11 protein-coding genes are annotated in these 17,487 nt (G+C 59.7%); 8 read left to right on the top strand and 3 right to left on the bottom strand.

The features are described from left to right. Positions 1 to 6 precede the first annotated feature (6 nt). Together IEI95_RS23740 and IEI95_RS23735 are read right to left on the bottom strand one after the other, a co-directional pair. Positions 7 to 1,215, bottom strand: a complete 1,209-nt coding sequence (locus tag IEI95_RS23740; protein ID WP_015914853.1) for an acetyl-CoA C-acetyltransferase — start codon at positions 1,213 to 1,215, stop codon at positions 7 to 9. Between the two features lie 75 nt (positions 1,216 to 1,290). After that, positions 1,291 to 3,084 (bottom strand): acyl-CoA dehydrogenase C-terminal domain-containing protein, encoded by a 1,794-nt coding sequence (locus tag IEI95_RS23735; protein WP_156531391.1) that lies wholly within the window; start codon positions 3,082 to 3,084, stop codon positions 1,291 to 1,293. Positions 3,085 to 3,537: 453 nt separating this feature from the next. Here IEI95_RS23735 and IEI95_RS23730 point away from each other — a divergent pair, with 453 nt between their 5' ends. From IEI95_RS23730 to IEI95_RS23695, 8 genes are all read left to right on the top strand, one after another. Further along, a complete protein-coding gene (locus IEI95_RS23730; protein ID WP_234890859.1) occupies positions 3,538 to 7,320 on the top strand; it encodes a peptidoglycan-binding protein in 3,783 nt (1,260 codons plus the stop codon). A gap of 269 nt (positions 7,321 to 7,589) precedes the next feature. After that, positions 7,590 to 8,513 (top strand): sulfite exporter TauE/SafE family protein, encoded by a 924-nt coding sequence (locus tag IEI95_RS23725; RefSeq protein WP_174082665.1) that lies wholly within the window; start codon positions 7,590 to 7,592, stop codon positions 8,511 to 8,513. 20 nt (positions 8,514 to 8,533) lie between these two features. Next, entirely contained in the window at positions 8,534 to 9,328 is a 795-nt protein-coding gene (locus tag IEI95_RS23720) for a TIGR02186 family protein (RefSeq protein ID WP_420360078.1), read from the top strand. 105 nt (positions 9,329 to 9,433) lie between these two features. Continuing rightward, a complete protein-coding gene (locus tag IEI95_RS23715) occupies positions 9,434 to 11,188 on the top strand; it encodes an alkaline phosphatase (protein ID WP_060716358.1) in 1,755 nt (584 codons plus the stop codon). A 156-nt stretch (positions 11,189 to 11,344) separates the two neighbouring features. Next, positions 11,345 to 11,812 carry a hypothetical protein gene (locus IEI95_RS23710; RefSeq protein ID WP_156537814.1) on the top strand — a complete coding sequence of 156 codons (468 nt, stop codon included), beginning with the start codon at positions 11,345 to 11,347 and terminating at the stop codon, positions 11,810 to 11,812. 6 nt (positions 11,813 to 11,818) lie between these two features. Continuing rightward, a complete protein-coding gene (locus IEI95_RS23705) occupies positions 11,819 to 12,532 on the top strand; it encodes an ABC transporter ATP-binding protein (protein WP_156531392.1) in 714 nt (237 codons plus the stop codon). Beyond that, complete coding sequence (locus IEI95_RS23700; RefSeq protein ID WP_156537813.1) at positions 12,529 to 13,806, top strand: ABC transporter permease; 1,278 nt, start codon at positions 12,529 to 12,531, stop codon at positions 13,804 to 13,806. Before IEI95_RS23705 ends, IEI95_RS23700 begins: the two co-directional genes overlap by 4 nt. 120 nt (positions 13,807 to 13,926) lie before the next feature. After that, the gene (locus IEI95_RS23695) at positions 13,927 to 15,312 is read left to right on the top strand and encodes a histidine-type phosphatase (protein ID WP_194417097.1); all 1,386 of its coding nucleotides are present in this window, start codon (positions 13,927 to 13,929) and stop codon (positions 15,310 to 15,312) included. Positions 15,313 to 15,420: 108 nt separating this feature from the next. Here IEI95_RS23695 and IEI95_RS23690 read toward each other — a convergent pair whose 3' ends face one another. Next, positions 15,421 to 17,370 carry a diguanylate cyclase gene (locus IEI95_RS23690; RefSeq protein ID WP_194417096.1) on the bottom strand — a complete coding sequence of 650 codons (1,950 nt, stop codon included), beginning with the start codon at positions 17,368 to 17,370 and terminating at the stop codon, positions 15,421 to 15,423. Positions 17,371 to 17,487: the final 117 nt, after the last annotated feature.

Genomic DNA, 17,487 nt, shown 5'->3' with positions numbered 1-17,487 from the left:
TCCCGATCAGACTCGTTCAATAACGGTGGCGGTGCCCATGCCAGCCCCGATGCAGAGCGTGACAAGCGCGGTGTTCAGATCCCGCCGCTCCAGCTCATCCAGCACGGTGCCGAGGATCATCGCGCCTGTGGCACCCAGCGGGTGGCCCATGGCAATCGCGCCGCCATTAACGTTCATGACATCATGGGACACGTCAAAATGCTGCATGAAGCGCAGAACCACGGCGGCAAAGGCTTCGTTCAGCTCGAACAGATCGATGTCGGCCAGCGTCATGCCGGTTTTCTTCAACAGCTTTTCCGTCACATCGACAGGGCCGGTCAGCATCAAGGCCGGATCGGAGCCGATATTGGCAAAGGCGCGAATGCGGGCGCGGGGCTTCAAGCCCATGCTCTCGCCGCCGGTCTTGGAGCCAAGCAGCACAACGCCGGAGCCATCGACGATGCCGGACGAATTGCCCGCGTGGTGGACGTAGTTGATTTTCTCGATTTCGGGATGCGCCTGAATGCCGACGGCTTCAAAGCCGCCCATTTCACCGGGCATCTGGAAGGAAGGGTTGAGACCTGCCAGCGACTGCATGTCCGTGCCGGGGCGCATATGTTCGTCGCGATCCAGAATGGTCAGGCCATTCTGGTCCTTCACGGCGACGACCGATTTGTCGAAATAGCCATTTGCCCAGGAATTGGCGGAGCGTTTCTGGCTTTCCACCGCATAGGCATCCACATCATCGCGGGAGAAGCCATACTTTGTGGCGATCAGATCGGCGGACACGCCCTGCGGCATGAAAAAGGCCGGGAAGTTGACCGATGGGTCCATGAACCACGCCCCACCCGACATGCCAAGGCCAACACGTGACATGCTCTCCACGCCACCCGCAATGACGATATCATCCGCACCCGTGGCAATCTTGCCTGCGGCCAGATTGATGGCATCAAGACCAGACGCGCAGAAACGCGAAATCTGTATGCCCGGAGCCTTGGTGGAATAACCCGCCTCAAAGGCCGCAGCCTTGGGGATCACGGCGCCAGCATCCATGACAGGATCGACGCAACCCATGATGATGTCATCGACGGTGGATGTGTCGAGACCGTTGCGGTCGCGGATGGCTTCCAGCGCCTTGGCGGCAAGGCGCACGGATGGCACTTCATGCAGTGCGCCATCCTTCTTGCCGCGGCCGCGCGGCGTGCGCACGTGGTCGTAAACATAGACTTCAGTCATCGTCTCTCTCCCCGGAGCGCAAAGCTCCTGAATTTTTTCAATGGTTTATCCCCGGTGGGGAGAAGCCGTATTTAATCAAAATGCCTCGGCAGCCATCGCCATCACGCTGTCAGCACCCGCTTCGATGCGCGACTTGCGCAAGGCGGTTTCCGGCATGATCTTTTCCATGAAGTAGCGACCGGTCAACAGCTTGTTGTTGTAATAATCCGCATCACTAGCACAGCCATCCAGTGCCTCATGGGCGGCCTTGGCCATTTTGGCCCACATATAGCCCAGCACAACCAGACCGAAGAGATGCATGTAATCGGTCGAGCCAGCACCGGCATTGTCGGGCTTGGCCATGGCATTTTGCATGAACCACATGGTCGCACCTTGCGCGTCGTTCAGCCCCTTCTTCAGCTGCTTGGTGAAGAAGGATAGCTTTTCATTCTCGCGGTTTTCCTCGCAGAAGGCACCGATTTCGTTGAACAGCGCCATCACGGCCCGTCCACCGTTCAAGCCCAGCTTGCGGCCGACCAGATCCAGCGCCTGAATGCCGTTCGCCCCTTCATAAATCATCGCGATGCGGGCATCGCGTACATACTGGCTCATGCCCCATTCTTCGATATAGCCATGGCCGCCATAGACCTGCTGGGCCATAACCGCATGGTCAAAGCCCTTGTCGGTCAAAACACCCTTGAGGATCGGTGTCATCAGGCCGAGAATATCATCGGCGGTTTGCTTTTCAGCCGCATCACCGGCGCGGTGGGCAATGTCGGATTTCAGCGCGGTCCAGAGCGTGAAGGCGCGGCCTGCCTCGTTGAAGGCCTTGATGGTCATCAGGGCGCGGCGAATATCGGGGTGGACGATGATCGGATCGGCCTTTTTATCCGGTGCCTTTGCGCCAGACAGCGAGCGGCCCTGAATACGCTCCCGCGCATAGGTCACGGCATTCTGATAGGCGACTTCGGCAATCGACAGGCCTTGCAGGCCGACGCCCAGACGGGCCTCGTTCATCATCACGAACATGGCCGAAAGGCCTTTGTTCTCCGCGCCGATCAAATAGCCGGTGGCCTCGTCATAGTTCATCACGCAGGTGGCATTGCCGTGAATGCCCATCTTGTGTTCGATTGCGCCACAGGAAACGCCATTTCTGGCACCCAGCGTGCCATCTTCACCGACAATGACTTTCGGCACAATGAACAGTGAAATGCCCTTGGTGCCCTCAGGCGCACCTTCGATACGGGCGAGAACCAGATGGATGATATTCTCGCTCATCCCGTGTTCACCAGCCGAGATGAAGATCTTCTGGCCGGAAATTTTATAGGTGCCATCGCCATTCGGCACGGCCTTGGTGCGCAGCAGACCAAGGTCGGTGCCGCAATGGGGCTCAGTCAGGTTCATGGTGCCGGACCAGGTGCCTTCGACCATTTTCGGCAGATAGGTGGCCTTTTGCGCGTCAGACCCATGCGCCAGAATGGCGGCAATCGCCCCTTGTGTCAGGCCTGGGTACATCATCAGCGCCATATTGGCCGACGACATATATTCACCAACGGCAGCATGCAGCACGTAAGGCAGGCCCTGGCCGCCATATTCCGGTGGGACGGCAAGGCCGCTCCAGCCACCGGCGCAGTAGGCGTCATAGGCTTCCTTGAAGCCCTTCGGCACGGCAACGGAGCCATCCGCATTGCGGGTACAGCCTTCCTGGTCGCCGGACAGATTGAGCGGAAACAGCTGTTCTTCGGCAAGCTTGGCGGCCTCGCCGACAATCGCCTCGATCATGTCGGGCGTCGCGTCTTCAAAACCGGGCAGGTTGTTGTAGCGCTCCAGGCCCAGCACTGTGTTCAGGATGAAAAGCGTGTCCGCGACAGGTGCCTTATAGACGGGCATGGTCAATGTCCTCCAGATTGCGGCCGGCGTCCTCCCCGGCGATGTTCTGTCTTACAAAATATTGACGTGCGCGTAAACGTCAATACGCAAAAATGTGAATTTGAAGAATGCGCCCTGCCAACGGATAGGCAAGATGTACAAGGAATTTGTGCAGCGGAGACGAAAGGGGCGATGATCGTCGCGCATATATCACGCTGGAGTTCCCGTTTGGCGGCACAATAGGATGCCCACACCGAAAAGGTTAAAAATCTCAGTCATTCTTAACGGGTTGTTTACCACGTTTCCCCGATTCTGCTGCGGAATGATTTGCGCCGCCTCAAGATGAGAATTGCAACCTCCAATCCCGGGTTTGGGGGAGGGGAGCAGGTCTTGGGGCAGGCCCGAAACGCGAAGCGAGTTTGGAATATGAACGGACAGCGGTCTCCATCGCAGAGCTATAGAGCTCCCGGCCAGATGCTGCCTCACCAGGTGGAGATGCGTCAGGCTGACCCGCGCCCCGTCGGTGCCTCGTCGCTGGATGCCCTGAGCCGCACGATCGAGGGGCTGGAGGCGCGGATCGAAGGTCTGATGAATGGCATCTCCGGCGGCGTCTCCAGGGATGTTCGCTCGGCAGCCAGTGCTTTTTCCGATAAGCCATTGCAGGCTTCGGCAGAGCTGCCGCCTGCTGCGACCTCTTCTGCTCCTGCCGACCGGCTCGATCCGTTGGCCGAAATCCGCGCCCGGCAACGGGCGTTGGAAGCGGCACGCCCACTCGCTCCGGGACGGACATCGCTGCGCGACAGCGATCCGAAATATCGAGCGCCTGAGGAGACTGTAGTCGTGCGCCCGCCCCAGGTGCTGGAATTGGCCCCGCAGCTGATGGCTGGCGGGAGTGCCGCGCCCTTGCCGGATTTCTATAAGGCCCTGTCTACCCTGCGCGCCGACCTGCGCCAGGATATCAGCGAGAGCCTTGCCGGTGAAATCGGTGCTTTGCGCTCCGATATCCAGGATATCAGGGTGATGGCTGAAGAAAGCCGCGAAGCCGCTGGCCTGCGTGAGGATTTCATGCGCATGGCCGACAGCCTGGAGCGGATCGGCCATCCCGCCGCGCCCGAAACCGAAGCATTGCGGGCCGATTTCGAGGAATTGCGCTCGTTGATGGACCGACTTGCCCGCGATAGCGGCACGCAGACCATGGAAACCCGTTGGAGCGCGCTTGAAGCGCGGCTCGACACCATCGCGCCTGAGCGCATCCAGCAGGACCTGTTGCAGCTTGCCTACCGGCTGGATGAGATCAAGCAGCAATTGGGCACGATCGGCGATGTGCGCTCCGTGCGGCTCCTGGAAGACAAGCTGGTTGCCATTGCCAAGGCGCTTGAGCATATCGGCCAGCATCTGGAGCCCAACAGCCAGGCGATGCTGGAGCAGTTCGGCCAGCTTGATCACCGTCTGGACGAGATTTCCCGCGCCATTTCCGTTTCTGGCCGTCATGGGGGGCAAGCCACCGACCCGCGTCTGATCGAGCGTCTGGAAGACCGGATCGCTACCATTGCCCATCATCTGGAACTGATTTCGGAGCAGACCGCAGGGTTTCCGGCTGGTGATCTGGAGCACCGTCTCGAAGCGCTATCGTTGAAAATCGAGGATTTGGCGCACCAGCAGGCCGCCCAGCGGTTGGAAGAGCGGCTGGACGATCTGACCCGCATGCTGGAAATGTCGCAGCGCGAAAGCCTGCAACCCGAACTGACCGGCTATCTCTCCGATATCTCCCGCAAGATCGACGCGCTGGACCATGCTTCGCTGAGCGACAAGCTGGCCGAGCAGATTGCCGTGATCGGTAGGCGAATCGATCAGATCGATGCTCAGCCGACGGTATCATCGGTGGATGAAAACCTGCTGCGCAGCCTGGACGACCGGCTTTACTCCATCGCTGCCCGTCTGGATGAGACGAGTGCCTCGCCATCCGGTGATGGCTCCGCCATTGCCGGGTTGGAACAGCAGATCGCCCATCTCTCGGCGCTGATCAGTGCCTCGCCCTTGACGGACAATGGCCAGGGTGAGCGTATCGAGGGCAGGATGACGGCCCTTGAGGATTATCTGGCGACCAGCGATGAGTATATCGTCGAGGCGGCCCGCCAGGCCGCCGAAGCTGTGATGGACAATTATGCCCGCCAAAGCCCGGCCACCGTTCAGGTGCCGGGACAGGACCAGATTTCCGAAACGCTGGCCGTGCTCGCCGATCACCTGCGCCACCTGGAAGAGATCAGCCGGGGCGGGGAGGAACGCAGCCACCGTACCGTCGAGGCTTTGCACCAGACCCTGGTGCAGATTGCCGAAAAACTCGACCAGATGGACCGCCGGACTGCCACCGCCAACAGTGAGGAAGATCGCGCCGATAAGGCGGTTGCGGCTGCGCAGCGGACCGCGTCCGTTGAGACTGACGTGGAACCGGTTGTTGACCTTCTTCAGGCTGAAGACACTATCGATGCGCCCGCTCATGCCGAGGCTCGTCCCCAGAGCGATGATGGGAAGGTCGCGAAACCCAGCCTGATCGCCGGTTTGAGCCGGCGCCTGAAGCCGAAGATCAAGAAAGCGCAGACCGAGACCGCGACACCGGCAAAGGCCGCCGCGCCGCACCCGCGTCAGATGATCGAGGATGCGCCTTCCATCGATCCCGTTGATATCCTCCCCCCGGAAGAGGCCAATGAATTGCTGGAGCCTGGTTCCGGCAAGCCGGATGTGCGCAAGATCCTGGAAAAGGTCCGGGCGCGTCAGCAGGCCGGTTCTGCACCGGCTGAACCTGCGCTTGGTGCGGCAGGTGTAAAACCGGCATCAGCGGATGACCGGATGGATTTCATTGCCGCCGCGCGCCGGGCGGCGCAGGCGGCAGCCCAGGAAACCGATCGGGCCAGCCGCCCTAGCCGGACAGCCCTCGCTGACGAAGTCGCTGGCGGCTCGGCCTTTTCCAGATATCGTCGCCCGATCCTGATGGCGGTCGGCGCGCTTTTGCTGGCGGCCCTTGCCGTCTCGGCAGTAAAGACGCTTGGCGGCGGCAATGCTCCGGCTCCGGCCGCGCAAGCGCCTGCCACACCGGCACCTGCCAAACTGGCACCCTCTGCGGCCATTGAGGCACCTTCGATCCAGCAGGCACCTCAACAACCAGTTCGGGCGGTCGAGATCAAGGCCGAAGCGCCGCAATCCCAGCCCGCCGTGGAAAGCACCGAGGCCGAGCTATCTTCCGCGCCGGTCATTCCGGTGACGTCACCGACAGGACAGGCCAGCCTTTCCTCCACCCCGATGGATGGCAGCCAGACGGTCGCCGGTCTCTCGTCTCAACCGCCGATGCCGGATGCGGCCCAGGCCGGATTTGCCGCCCCGAAGACTGAGGCTGCCAAGCCGCTGTTCGAGGTGCCCGCCGATCTGTCTCCCGCTTCCTTGGTGACGGCTGCCAAGGCGGGCGAGCCAGCTGCCCTATTCGAAATCGGTTCGCGCTATATGGAAGCACGCGGCCTGCCCGGTGATGTCTCACAGGCTGCGGTCTGGTTCCAGCGCGCCGCCGATCTGGGGCTGGCGCCTGCTCAATATCGCCTTGCCGGGCTTTATGAAAAAGGCACTGGCGTTCAGCGCGACCTGACACGGGCGAAAGGGCTTTACAGCCAGGCCGCTGACGCGGGCAATGCCAGCGCCATGCATAACCTCGCCGTGCTCTACGCCTCCGGTGGCGATGGCAAGCCGGATATGGATGCTGCGGCCAAGTGGTTTGCCAGGGCCGCCGACCTCGGCGTGACGGACAGCCAGTTTAATCTCGCGGTGCTCTATGCGCGCGGTACGGGTGTGAAGCCGGATCTGGAAGCCTCCTATAAATGGTTCGCGCTGGCCGCCAGCCAGGGCGACAAGGATGCCGCTGCCAAGCAGGAAGAAGTGGCAAGATCGATGCAGCCTGCTGCACTTGCTCGTGCCAAGGCGAGCGTCCAGCAATGGCAGACAATGCCAATGAATGCCGATGCCAACACGGTCAACCTGCCGGATGAATGGGTCGGCAAGAGCCTGAAGACCGGCAGCGTCGATATGGAAAAGGCGGTCCGCAACATCCAGGCCATTCTCAACAAGAACGGCTTCAATGCCGGAGAGCCGGACGGCAAGCTCGGTGCCCGCACCGTTGCTGCCATCAAAGCCTTCCAGACCTCGGTGGGCCAGGAGCCAAGCGGCAAGGTTTCCAACGAACTGGTCAAGGCGTTGCTGGCCCATAACGGTTGATGCTGGGTCGGGGTGGTTGAGTTTAACCTTGCAGGCGAACGAATTCCTCTTACAATCGCCCAAACACACCTGCTTAGGTGATCATTATTGCCGGGTGCCGGGCAAGCGTCACGATTTTAGAATACGTGACGCTTGAGGATTTTTGGGGCAAGCTCCCCTAAATCTACCGGGATTTAACGAATGATATCGTAAGGATTGACGGGCATCGTCATGGGCATTCCGGCCATGACGGCGGAATTTGGCATTTCGGGCGCATTTCGAGGACAGCCGTGACACTTTACCTGCCGATTGCGGAACTGTCGGTGAATATTTTCATCATCCTCGGCATGGGCGCGGCTGTTGGCTTTCTCTCGGGCATGTTTGGTGTCGGCGGCGGGTTCCTGATCACCCCCCTGCTGATCTTCTATAATATTCCGCCCGTCGTTGCCGTTGCCACCGGTGCCAATCAGGTGGTGGCCTCTTCGGTTTCCGGCGCGATGAGTCATTTTCGGCGTGGCTCGCTGGATTTGAAGCTTGGCGGCGTGCTGCTGGTTGGCGGGTTGTTCGGTGCGTCGCTCGGCATGTGGATTTTCGTCGCTCTGCGTAAGCTCGGCCAGATCGACCTGTTCATTTCTATCCTTTATGTCGTGCTGCTGGGCTCCATCGGCACGCTGATGCTCTGGGAAAGCATCGGCGCTCTGCGCCGTGCGGCCCGCAAGCAGCCAGCGCCCGTGCGCCGCCCCGGTCATCACAATTGGGTGCATCGGCTGCCCTTCAAGATGCGCTTCAAGAAATCGAAGATCTATCTCAGCGCCATCCCCATTCTGGTGCTCGGTTTCCTCGTCGGCGTGCTGACACCGATGGGGATCGGCGGTGGCTTTATTCTGGTGCCGGCGATGATCTATCTGTTGCGCATCCCCACCAATGTCGTGGTCGGCACCTCGCTGTTCCAGATCATCTTCGTCAGCGCCTTCACCACCATCGCCCAGGCCAAGGCCAATTATTCGGTCGATATCGTTCTGGCCTTCATGCTGATGATCGCTGGCGTGATCGGCGCGCAATATGGGGTGCGGGTCGGCCAGAAGCTACGCGGCGAACAATTGCGCGCCCTGCTGGGCCTGCTGGTGATGGCGGTTGGCCTGCGTCTTGCCATCGAACTGGTGATGACTCCAGAGGATGCCTATTCCATAGTGGTGGGGAGTACGGGCCGATGATCCTGGGCCGGTTCATGCTTCTGACGCTGATGGCATTCTCTGGCGCAATCCTGTTTGCGAGCACCGCGAGCGCCCAGATCCCCTTTCTGACCCCTGACAGTACCGGCAAGGAAACGCTGGAAATTGGCACGTCCACCAATGAAATCGCCATTACCTCGGATTTTCGCGGGGCGGATCTCACCGTGTTTGGTGCGTTGAACAATGTCGATCAATTGCTGCTGGCCATCGGCCAATATGATGTCGTGGTAACGCTGGAAGGTCCACGCGAAGCGGCGACCGTCCGGCGCAAGGAGCGGTTCCTGGGCATCTGGGTCAACCGTCAATCCCTGACTTTCGAGCGGGTGCCGACCTCCTATTCGGTTGCCAGCACCAGGCCGGTGCAGGCGATTGCCCCGCGCGAGGTTCTGAACGATCTGGGGCTTGGCGTCGACTATCTGCCATTGACGCCGACTGGCCATTTCGTTGGCGATATCAATATGGGCGAGTTCCGGGCTGCCTATCGCCGCCTGCAACAGACGAACGGCCTTTATCAGGAGGGCGATACCGGTATTCGTTTCGTCAGCACCAATCTGTTTCGCGCCAGCCTGCGGCTGCCCGCCAGTATTCCCGATGGCGTGCATGTCGTGCATGCCTATCTGTTCAAGAGCGGCGTCTTCCTGGCCCAGAAGGATCTGCGCCTGCGGGTGGTGAAGACCGGTGTCGAACAGGCAATCACCGATGCTGCCCATAATCAGCCCTTGTCCTATGGCATCTTCGCCGTCCTGGTGGCTGTGATCACCGGGTGGACGGCCAGCATTGTCTTCCGCAAGGATTGAGAGGCATTTAGACAATCGGCACGCAATCGGGCGTTGTCATCTGCCTGTCATCTCTGCGCCCTAAGACCGCCCTGCAATCATCTGGCACATATTGGGGGAAACATTATGCGCACCATTCTCGCAGCTCTTTTTACCACGACGGTTCTGGCAGGTGGCGCTCAAGCCGCCACGGTCTATCCGCTTGATCGCGCCACGATCCTCACCGGTTCTCCCTTTGATTTCAAGGTCGAGCTGAAATCTGTCGTCAAGCCGGAAGACGTAAAAATCACCGTTAACGGCCAGGACTACAAGGCCGTGTTCGGCAGCCAGGCACAGTTCACCGCCGAAGAAAAAGGCAAGGAAGACAAGGTTCTGGGTTCGGCCCTGATCCTGCGCGATGTCAAGCTTCCGGCAGGCTCCTACAAGGTCGAGGTTTCGGCTGGCGACGAAAAGAAATCCGTCACCTGGGATGTCTATGCGACCCAGCAAAAGCCTGTTGCCAAGAATATCATTTTCTTCCTCGGCGACGGTCTGTCGGTTGCCCACCGCACCGGCGCCCGCATCATGTCCAAGGGCATGACCGAAGGCAAGGCTAACGGCCATCTCAACATGGATAGCCTCGACCGGATGGCCTTTATCGGCACGTCCTCGACCAATGCCATCGCCACCGATAGCGCCAACACCATGTCGGCCTATATGACCGGCCACAAGACCGCCGTGAACGCGCTTGGCGTTTATGCCGACCGCACCCCGAATACCCTTGATGACCCGAAGGTCGAAACCATTGCCGAGGCGCTGCGCCGCACCACCAAAAAGTCGATTGGTATTGTTTCTCCGGCTGAAATCGAAGACGCAACGCCCGCTGCCGTGGTCTCCCATACCCGCGCCCGCGCCGATAAGGCCGAAATTGTCGGCATGATGTTCAACGTCAAGCCGGATGTTATCCTGGGCGGCGGTTCGGCCTATTTCCTGTCCAAGTCCATCCCCGGCTCGAAGCGCAAGGACGACAAGGACTATATCGCCGAGTTCAAGAATGCCGGCTATACGCTGGCGACCTCAAAGACCGAACTGGACGCCGCTGCTGGCACCAATAGCGGCAAGCTGCTCGGTCTGTTTCATACCGGCAACATGGATACGCTTCTGGATCGCAAGTTCCTGAAGAAGGGGACCGTCGACAAATTCCCCGATCAGCCGGGCCTGGTCGATATGACCAAGGTTGCCCTTGATCAGCTCTCCAAGAACCAGGACGGCTTCTTCCTGATGGTCGAAGGCGCTTCCATCGATAAAATGTCCCATCCAATGGATTGGGATCGGGCGATGTATGAAACCATCGAATTCGATCAGGCGATTGGGCTTGGCCTCGAATTCCTGAAGACTCATCCCGATACGCTGATCGTCGTCACCGGCGACCACACCCATGGCGTTTCCATCATCGGAACCATTGACGACGACAAGCCCGGCACTGAGATGCGCGAAAAGGTCGGCGTCTATGCCGATGCCGGCTTCCCGAACTATGAAGACAAGGACGGCGACGGCTTCCCGGACAAGGTCGATGTATCGCGTCGCCTGGCTGTGTTCTCGTCCAACTTCCCGGACTATTACGAGACCTTCCGCCCCAAGATGGACGGTCCGTTCGAGCCGGCAATTCAGAACGAGAAGAAGCAATACGTCGCCAACGAGGCCTATAAGTCCGTGCCGGGTGCGGTTTTCCGCGAAGGCAATCTGCCCCGTTCGGCCGACACCGCCGTTCACGCTGTTGACGATGTCGTGCTTCAGGCCACGGGTGCCGGTTCGGAAGGCTTCAAGGGCTATTTGGAAGAAAGCGACGTCTACAAGGTCTTGGCCGACGCTTTTGCCCTTGGTGCGCCAAAGGCCAACTAAGCCTGCTATGATACTCGGCTCCGGGTGCGGATATCGCATCTGGAGCCTATTCTATTGAGACTTCCACCATTTGTTTTTACGCATTTCCTGGAAATGCTCTATTTTTTGAGGGTTCATGGCGTGGTGCGATGCCGTGTTCAGTGCCGAGGCGTTACGATGAAAGATCTCAGCAGGGTTGCTTTTCGGCGGCGAGACAGTTTGGCCCTTTTCGGGTTTGCCGCCCTTGGGCTGTTCTCAAAAGCGGCAAAAGCAGCACCGCAGCTGATCGATTTCGACCAGCTCTATGGCAAGGTTGGCGTGCTCGGGCTGGAATTTTCCGATATGGTCAAACAGGCCGCCGGAAAACCGGTGGCGATGCGCGGTTTCATGGCGCCGCCGCTGAAGGCGGAAGCGGCGTTTTTCGTGCTGACGGAAATTCCGATGGCGCTCTGCCCGTTCTGCTCCTCCGACGCGGACTGGCCGGACAATATCGTCGTGGTCTACCTGGATAGAAAGCAGACATTCGTGCAGCCGGGAACCCGCATCGAAGTGGCTGGAACCCTGGAAATGGGGTCCTGGACCGACCCTGAAACGGGTTTCGTTAGTCTGTTGCGGCTGAGAAATGCCACTTATGGCACGGTGTGATCACCCATGATGTCGCTTGTTCTTGAGGATGTGGCGGTCCGCTACGCGGGCCTGCCGAAGCCGGTTTTAAGCATTGGCCGGCTTGAGGTTGCCGCCGGGGCTCAACTGGCGATCATCGGCGGTTCCGGTTCGGGCAAAAGCACGCTTGTTAATGTGATGACCGGGCTGGAGCGTCTGCGCCAAGGCAATGCCCGCTGGAACGGCACCGACCTGTCGGGTCTGTCAGAGGGCGCGCGCGACCGGTTCCGCGCGGCGCATATCGGTCTTGTCATGCAGGAATTTCATTTGTTCTCCGGCCTGTCGGCCATCGACAATATCCTGCTGCCAGCCCGGCTGGCGCGGGTGGGGACGCCTGCTTGCGTCAAGCGCGCCCACGACTTGATGCAGCGTTTCGGCCTTGGGCGTCCTGATCAGGCTATTGAAACCATGTCGCGTGGCGAAATGCAGCGGGTGGCGGTGGCCCGGGCGCTGTTGAGAAAACCCGGCGTGATCATTGCCGACGAGCCGACCGCAAGCCTCGACGCCGAGGCGGGGGCTGCGGTTGCCGATCTTCTTCTGGATCTGGCGAAAAGTGAGGGCAGCACCTTGATCGTCGTTTCCCACGATGCCCGTCTGGTGGAGCGCCTGCCCCGCAGGATCGAGCTGAAAAACGGTGAAATCGTCCATGACACAGGTGACTTTGTTGGGCATCAGACCGGTCCTCGGGAAGGTGACGCATGATCCGTTTCATCCTTGCCGATCTGCGCCGCCTCTGGGCCGGTGCGCTGGTTGTCTGCCTGCTGGTGGCGCTCTCGACCGCGCTTGGCGTGACGGTGACCTTGCAGGAACGAGCTTTGCGGCTGGGCAGTGCCCGGGCTGCCGATAAATTCGATCTGGTGATCGGCGCAGCCGGGTCGGAAACCCAGTTGGTCCTGTCCTCAGTGTTTTTGCAGCCTTCGCCCTTGCCGCTGGTGCCGGGTGCGGTTCTGGCGACATTGCAGACCGATCCCCGCGTGGAATGGGCAGCACCTGTGGCGTTTGGCGATAGTTTTTCCGGCTATCCGATTGTCGGTACGACGACACGGCTGATCACTGCGACCACGCCGGGCTTTGCCGAAGGACAGATGTTCGCGCTTGAAGGCGAGGCGGTGGTCGGTGCCGATGTGAAACTGAAGACCGGCGATACGGTCAAGCCGATGCATGGCACGGCTGCCGAAGGCGGCCATACCCATGGCGAACTGGCCTATCATGTCGTTGGCAGGCTGAAAGCCACCGGCACGGCCTGGGATCGTGCAATCCTCGTTCCGGTTCAGGCCGTCTGGCATATTCACGGTCTCGGTGAAGAGCATGAGGATCATGATGCGGAGGAGGCAGCAGCGGACAAGGGGGAAGCCGGTCACGGCGAAGACCATGACGAGCATGATCATCACGGCCATATCGACCCCAATGCTGCTCTCTCAGAGCAGTTTTCAGCCGCAGACCCCGGCGTACCGGCCATTCTGGTCAAGCCGAAAACCATTTCCGCCGCCTATAAGCTGCGGCAGGACTATCGCAACGACCGGACACTCGGCGTTTTCCCCGGCGAGGTCCTGACCAGGCTTTACGCGACGCTGGGCGACGCGAAACTGGTTTTGTCCTTCGTGGCAATCGGCGCGCAGGCGCTGGTGGCGGGCGCACTCTTGCTGGTGACGGTCGTTCATATCGGCCAACGCCGCAAGCAGATCGGCGCCCTCAGAGCCTTTGGCGCTCCCAGGTTCTCGGTCTTCCTGATCGTCTGGTGCGAGCTTTTCAGCCTGTTCCTGGGCGGTATCGTGTTTGGTGTGGCTATGGGATATGCGGCAGCAAGGGTCATTTCGCAAACCGTCAAGACCAGCAATGGCTTCAACCTGCCGGTCGAATTCGCAAGCCAGGATGGTTGGCAGATCTGCGCCATGCTGGTCTTTGCCGGAGTGCTTTCGGCACTGCCAGCCTGGCTTGCCTATCGCCAATCGCCAGTGGCGGCGCTGCGCTCCTGACGGAGCACGGCATGGCCTGCTTTATGTTCTGTCATATAACGGTCACCCGCCAGAGATAAGTGAGCCGCCACAGTTCTTGTTCCATTTTCGGTTCAAGACTGGTGCTTCGGGAGCATGGCGATGGGCATATCGGTTCGAACATTGGTTTTCTCCGCGCTTGGCATGGCGATAGCGGGTTTTGCCGCACCGGGTTTTACCCCACTGGCCTTTGCCGATAGCGGCATGGTGCTGGATAAGTATGTGGTGCTGATGCGCCATGGCGTGCGCCCGCAAACCAGCGCCAAGGAAATCGCCCCGCTGTCGTCCAAGCCCTGGCTGCAATGGGATACCGCCGATGGTCAATTGACGCCGCACGGCGCTGAAGCAACGGCACAATTGGCACGGTGGGAGGGCGCTATGCTCCGGGGCCGGGGGCTTTTGCCGCAAGACGGCTGCCCTGCGACCGGCACGGTGTTCGGCTGGGCGAATGGTTCGGTGAAGCGCACCATCGATACCGGCAATGTGATGCTTTCCACCCTGTTTCCCGGCTGTGGTCTGACAGTTGGCTTCAATAATACCGAGGCCACGGATGGCGTCGATGTGCTCTATGCCCCTTCCGATACCAAGCTTGGCGCTGTCGATCCCGACAAGGCCAAGGCTGCAATTTTGGAGGCAGCGGGTGGCGATCTTGAAAAGCCCCGGGCGCGCGCCGCCAGCCTGATGCAGGAACTCGACGGTATTCTCGACTGCTGCGCAGCTTCGCTTTGCGAAAAGGCCGAGGCGTCGGCTGCCTGTACGTTGTCCGACCGTCCCTGGTCGATCAAGGTCAAGCAGGCCAAGGGGGAAAAGCCTGCCAGCGTCGAAGTGGTCGGCCCGTTGAAGGATGCAGGCACCGTCGTACAGGTCTTCCTGCTGCAATATGCCAATGGTTTTCCTGCCGATCAGGTCGGATTTGGCAAGGTGCCGACAGAAGCGGACATTATCCGCCTGTCGCAGCTGCGCCAGATCAAATATGATCTCGGCAATCGTGTTCCTTATCTTGCCGCCCGCGATGGTTCCAATCTTCTCAATCAGATCTTGCTGGCGGTTGCCGCCGATCCGGCAACGGGTCTGGCCAACAATAGTGCGCCCAGCGATGGTCCGCCAAATGCGAAATATCTGCTCTTTGCCGGTTCCGACACGCAGCAGGCGGAAATTGGCGCCATGCTCGGCCTGCATTGGCATATCCCGCCTTATCTCGATGATGAAACGCCACCCACCGGCACCATGGCGTTCGAGCGCCTGCACGATGCCACGGGCAAGGTGTTCGTGCGCATGCAGTTCATCGCGCCGTCGCTGGACCAGATCCGCAATGCATCGGTTCTGGATGACAAAAACCCGCCACTCCAGGCGACCATCACCATGCCAGGCTGCGAGCAACAACAGGTTGATGGCGCCTGTCCGCTGGACCGGTTCCTCGCCATCGCCCGCCCCAAGCTGGACATGACGGCAGTGGCGCCGCAAATCTATCTGGCGAGTGGGCATTGAGAGTCGGTCAGGTTCAAACTGAACCTGACATCCGCCATGACGTTCATTCGAAACGCTATGCAGAATGGCGCCTCGGCTTTTCACCGGGGTGCGGAGATGCATTGTCGATTACTTTAAGGCATTGCCGATTGCCAAAACCAGTTTGCGGTTTTGCTGGACCGTGTCCAGGGCGGGACCATGGCTGGCGGTGACATACTGGTCGCGGCCGCTGTGTTTTGCCTGGTAAAGTGCAGCGTCGGCGCTCGCCACCAGATCGTCGCTGGACTGTATATCGTCGGACGGGGCAGCTGCCACGCCGATACTGACGGTGACGATACCCTTTTCGCTATCGCCATGGGGAATGTGCAGGTCGCGAACTGCCTGGCAATAGTATTCCGCCACAGTCGAGCCTCCGGCAAGATCGGTGTCGGAGAGAATGAGCGCCATTTCCTCGCCGCCATAGCGGGCAGCGATATCGGTGCTGCGTTTCGCGACCGAACGCAAAGTCGCGGCGATCTGGCGCAGGCATTGGTCCCCGGCCTGGTGTCCGTAGCGATCGTTAAACAGTTTGAAATGGTCGATATCGATCATCAAAAGGCTGACGCCCGACCCGGTGCGGTGGGAGCGTGCAAATTCTTGCCGGAGTTGCACATCAAAGGCGCGCCGGTTGTAAAGGCCGGTAAGCCCATCGGTAAAGGCCGCTTTTTCCAGGGCGCGATTGGTATGGCGCAGTAAACCCTCCGCCTGTTTTGCCCTGGTAATATCCGTAAAGACGATCAGCGAACCGCCTCCGCCGACACTTCTTGTCTGCGCTTCGAGGCTTCTTCCGTCCCAGAGGGTAATTTCGCGCTTGCCCGGCACCAGCGGTAAAACAGGCAGACTGTCGAAGAGTTGTTCTGGCAGGATGGGGTCGCTGTCGCGAGGTGTCATCTCTTCGCCACGTGCGCGCGAAGCGGCGATGATGTCGTGCAGATCAGCGCCAGGCACCCTGATATCCGCGGTTTTGGAAAACATGGAGCGATAGCGTTCATTGCAATAGACCAGCTTTCCCTGTCGATCGAACATCACAAGCCCATCGGCCATATTGGCCAGGGCATCGGCCAATTGCTGGCGGCTCTCAGCCAATTGCTGCTCCAATTCCTTCTGCTTGCTGATGTCGCGGCTATGGGTGGCAAGAGCGATGATCTCTCCGGTCCTCTGGTCGTGGATCGGATATTTCAGGGTCGAATACCAGCCCTTGGCGCCGGCAGGCGTTTCATAGCTCTGCTCGATATGGACAGGTTTGCCCTCGGCAAAGACAGCCTCTTCGTCAGCACGGTAGCGGGCTGCAAGCTCGGGGGAATGAAAATCCGCATCGGTTTTGCCAATCATCTGCGCGGGGTCGTTCAGGCCCAGGGCCGAAGCCGAGGCGAGATTGGTCAGGATGAAGCGGCCATCTCGATCCTTGGCCGTCAGGGTTTCCGGCATGCTCTCAATCACGGTCCGGTAAAGTTTTGCCTCCTGTAATCGAGCGCGTTGCAATGTCTCGCTTCTGATCACAGCCGCTGCAAGCAGAGCAGCTAGGGATTGCATTGGCAAAAGCAGTGGCAAGACGGCAAACACCGCTGGCCATGTTTCAGACGGAATGACCAAGAGCGTTACCTGTGGCAGAATGATGAGACCAAGGCCCATGGCCGCGATACGCCGTAGGCTCAAGATTGCCTGTTCATCGCGCCAGCCTGCCCAAACACCCGCGCCTGCAGCCAGTAAAATAGCCAGAGCTCCGGCTCCAGCGCCGATCCCACCTTCCAGAACACGCCAGGTTATAGCAATGCCCGCTGCGAAAATGGCACAAACCGGACCGCCCATCAGTGCGCAGACCGCAATCGCACTGCTGCGAAGGTCCATGAAAAGACCCGGTACGATCGTTATCGGAAATTGCATGGCGACGATGGCCGTGACGCCGCCGGCAATACCAAGCCCGATTGGCCTATAGGCAGGGTTCTGCTGTTCCAGCCATCCGGCCAGTCTGCTCGAAACGATGGAAAACAGCGTGACAAGGGCACTATTGACCAGAATAAGCGTCATGGTCGTGTTCATCTGTTCCGGCGTCTCCTCCATGGCCCCGTCAATGCATTGCAGGAAAAGCAAGAAATCTCGCCGAGCCTGTTTCATGGGCCAGAGAGTAGAAGATGATCGTTAATTTGTAATTTCGAA

Origin of the sequence: Agrobacterium vitis (assembly GCF_014926405.1) — a bacterium.
GTDB lineage: Bacteria > Pseudomonadota > Alphaproteobacteria > Rhizobiales > Rhizobiaceae > Allorhizobium > Allorhizobium vitis_H.
The sequence above is the reverse complement of the archived record's forward strand: the minus strand, read 5'-3'. Positions and strand labels throughout refer to the sequence as shown.

Coding starts and splice junctions, on each gene's coding strand:
- IEI95_RS23740 (WP_015914853.1), bottom strand. CDS start 1,215: ATGACTGAAGTCTATGTTTACGACCACGTGCGCACGCCGCGCGGCCGC.
- IEI95_RS23735 (WP_156531391.1), bottom strand. CDS start 3,084: ATGCCCGTCTATAAGGCACCTGTCGCGGACACGCTTTTCATCCTGAAC.
- IEI95_RS23690 (WP_194417096.1), bottom strand. CDS start 17,370: ATGAACACGACCATGACGCTTATTCTGGTCAATAGTGCCCTTGTCACG.
- IEI95_RS23705 (WP_156531392.1), top strand. CDS start 11,819: ATGATGTCGCTTGTTCTTGAGGATGTGGCGGTCCGCTACGCGGGCCTG.
- IEI95_RS23715 (WP_060716358.1), top strand. CDS start 9,434: ATGCGCACCATTCTCGCAGCTCTTTTTACCACGACGGTTCTGGCAGGT.
- IEI95_RS23695 (WP_194417097.1), top strand. CDS start 13,927: ATGGGCATATCGGTTCGAACATTGGTTTTCTCCGCGCTTGGCATGGCG.
- IEI95_RS23700 (WP_156537813.1), top strand. CDS start 12,529: ATGATCCGTTTCATCCTTGCCGATCTGCGCCGCCTCTGGGCCGGTGCG.
- IEI95_RS23730 (WP_234890859.1), top strand. CDS start 3,538: ATGCTGCCTCACCAGGTGGAGATGCGTCAGGCTGACCCGCGCCCCGTC.
- IEI95_RS23710 (WP_156537814.1), top strand. CDS start 11,345: ATGAAAGATCTCAGCAGGGTTGCTTTTCGGCGGCGAGACAGTTTGGCC.